Origin of the sequence: Mycolicibacter senuensis (assembly GCF_003284925.1) — a bacterium.
Classification (GTDB): domain Bacteria; phylum Actinomycetota; class Actinomycetes; order Mycobacteriales; family Mycobacteriaceae; genus Mycobacterium; species Mycobacterium algericum_A.
On sequence record NZ_QMEX01000268.1, the window covers coordinates 1 to 2,190 of the forward strand.

Here is a 2,190-nt window from a genome sequence, read left to right on the forward strand (position 1 = left end):
GCAAGCAGCAGGATCCGCAGCGTCGCCATTCGCCCATTGTCGTCTCTCATGCCGCAACCACGACGGTCAAACGGTGGTCGTGGCGTTCCACCCGCATCCCGGCTCGCCGAGCGGTCGCCGCCACGCCCGCGACGTCGTCCGGCTCGGCCCTGGTCGAGGCCAGTGCCCGCGCCAGCCGGCCCTTGTGGGCCTTGTTGAAATGGCTGACCGAGACCCGCCGGCCATCGGGGTGTTCGGCGACGACGTCGACGCAGACGGCACCGGGGATCCTGGCCAGCGACGCATAGGCCCCGGATCGCAGGTCGACGACCAGTTCGGCGGCGGCGATCTCGGCCAGCACCGGCTCCAGGACGGGCCGCCAGCGTTTGGCCAGCCCGGGCCGTCCGGGCAGCTTCGAGGCCGCCGAGAGACGATAGGCCGGCACCTGGTCGGTCGCCCGCAGCAGCCCGAACAGCGCCGATCCGACCGTCAGCCGGGCCGTCGCACGCGCCGCCGCCGCGCCGCGCAGCGAATCGACGTCGAGCGCCTCGTAGAGCACCCCGGTGTAACGGTTGATCGCCGGCGCCGTCGGCGCGGTCCGCAGCAACGCGTTGCGTTCGATCTCGGCGTCCTGGGCAGCCGAGAGCGCCAGCGCGTGCCGGCTGGCCTCCCGGTCCGCGGCCAGCGTGACCAACTCGTCGACCAGCGTCGCCCGCAGTTCGTTCAATTGCGGCGACCCCAGGGCGTCGAGCCGCAACGGCCGCCCGTCACCGCCGGTGCGCTTGGTCTCCGACGGGGGCAGCAGCACGATCACAGCGCAGACGTTAACCGAGCGGCCGCGCAGACCAGCGCAATGGCGAACATCGCCGCACCGAGCGTGTCGGTGACGAAGTGATAGCCGCAGGCCACCAGCCCGAGCATGCCCAGCACACTGAGTCCGGCCGCCAGGGCCAGCGCCCAGCGCCGGGCCTCCCGGCCGGCGTGGGCCACCACGACCATCATGGCCAGCACCGCGACCAGCAGCGCGGTGTGCCCGCTGGGGTATGCCAGGTAGGCGCCGTTGCGCCGGTCGAAGAGGTGCTTGAGGCCCTGGGTGGCCGCGGTGACGACGAACGGGCAGATCAGCACCGCCGCCGCCAGCGCCCACTGCCGCCTGAGCAGGGCTACAGCCACACATCCCACCAGCACCGCGAGCACCAACCAGCCGCTGGTGAAGGCCAACAGCCACCGCGGTTGCTCGCCGAAGATCCCGCGGATGCGCTGGCTGAACCAGCCGTCGAAGGGTGTCGAGCCGCGGCCTACCGCCCATCCCAGGGCCAACGTCGCCACCACGCCGAGCGGCGGCCACCAGCGCAGCGCCGCGGCGGCGCCGGGGTACCTCCGGCCTATCGCTAAGCCGACTTCTGGAACAGCGGCAACAGCGCCTGCCGGCGCCGGTCGTTGCCGTCGGCGAGCGCGTGCAGCGCCTGCTCGACCGAGCGGGCCGTCGGGAACATGGCGTCCTCGTCGAAGTCACCGAGCAGTTCACTGACAGCCGGACCCTCGATCAGCGTCCAGTCGACGCCCGCGGCGCGGCAGTCACCGTCGAGGACGCACAGCAGCCAGATGCCGGCGGCGGCGAACGAGGTCACCCCACTCAGATCGAGCAGCAGCGGCTCCTTGGCCAGGACGAAGCGCCGGGCGTGCTCGCTGAGCTCGTCGACGTTGCCGGAGTCGATACGGCCGCGGATCGCGATCACCGTCGCGAGGTGCCGGGAGTGCGCTCGGATCTGCGCGTCACCGCACTTCACGGTGGGGTTGCCCTGCTGGCCGATCCGCGCCGTGCTCGAAGTGGTGATCGTGATAGCCATGCCAGCCCCCGCTTCCGATATTCGGTCATTGTCGGCAGGTGGCCGACGGTGACATTTCCCGAGGTTAGGCGGCGAAGTTAAGGCAGCTTGGGCGGCCTCTTAACGCTTTCGTGAGATCTCGAAGGGCTCGGTCCACCCGGTGAAAGCGGTGAGCTGGCCCCCGAGCCCGCGGGCGGCGCCGTCATAACGCAGCCGGTAGCGTCCGGCGGCGGTGTCCTCGGGCACCGTCCAGGTCACCGTGACCGTCGACCCGCGGCGCCCGGCGCGGCGCCAGCGGAACGTCGTCGACCAGTCCCCGTCGTCGGCCACGGTGCTCCAGCCACCCTCGGCACCGCCGGTCTGCCGCTCAACCCGCAGGTAG

Annotated in this window: 4 protein-coding genes; all 4 read right to left on the bottom strand. The window is 71.6% G+C overall.

The window, feature by feature from the left end; all coding sequences use genetic code 11:
* Window positions 1-46: 46 nt before the first annotated feature.
* On the bottom strand, window positions 47-793 hold the full coding sequence (gene yaaA / locus DQP56_RS23930; protein WP_112689556.1) for a peroxide stress protein YaaA: 747 nt from the start codon (window positions 791-793) through the stop codon (window positions 47-49).
* Window positions 790-1,308 carry a phosphatase PAP2 family protein gene (locus tag DQP56_RS23935; RefSeq protein WP_234825812.1) on the bottom strand — a complete coding sequence of 173 codons (519 nt, stop codon included), beginning with the start codon at window positions 1,306-1,308 and terminating at the stop codon, window positions 790-792. Before DQP56_RS23935 ends, yaaA begins: the two co-directional genes overlap by 4 nt.
* A gap of 62 nt (window positions 1,309-1,370) precedes the next feature.
* Window positions 1,371-1,829, bottom strand: a complete 459-nt coding sequence (locus DQP56_RS23940) for an STAS domain-containing protein (protein WP_112689560.1) — start codon at window positions 1,827-1,829, stop codon at window positions 1,371-1,373.
* A gap of 99 nt (window positions 1,830-1,928) precedes the next feature.
* A partial coding sequence (locus DQP56_RS23945) for a neutral/alkaline non-lysosomal ceramidase C-terminal domain-containing protein (RefSeq protein WP_205868971.1) occupies window positions 1,929-2,190 on the bottom strand: 262 nt, incomplete at its 5' end.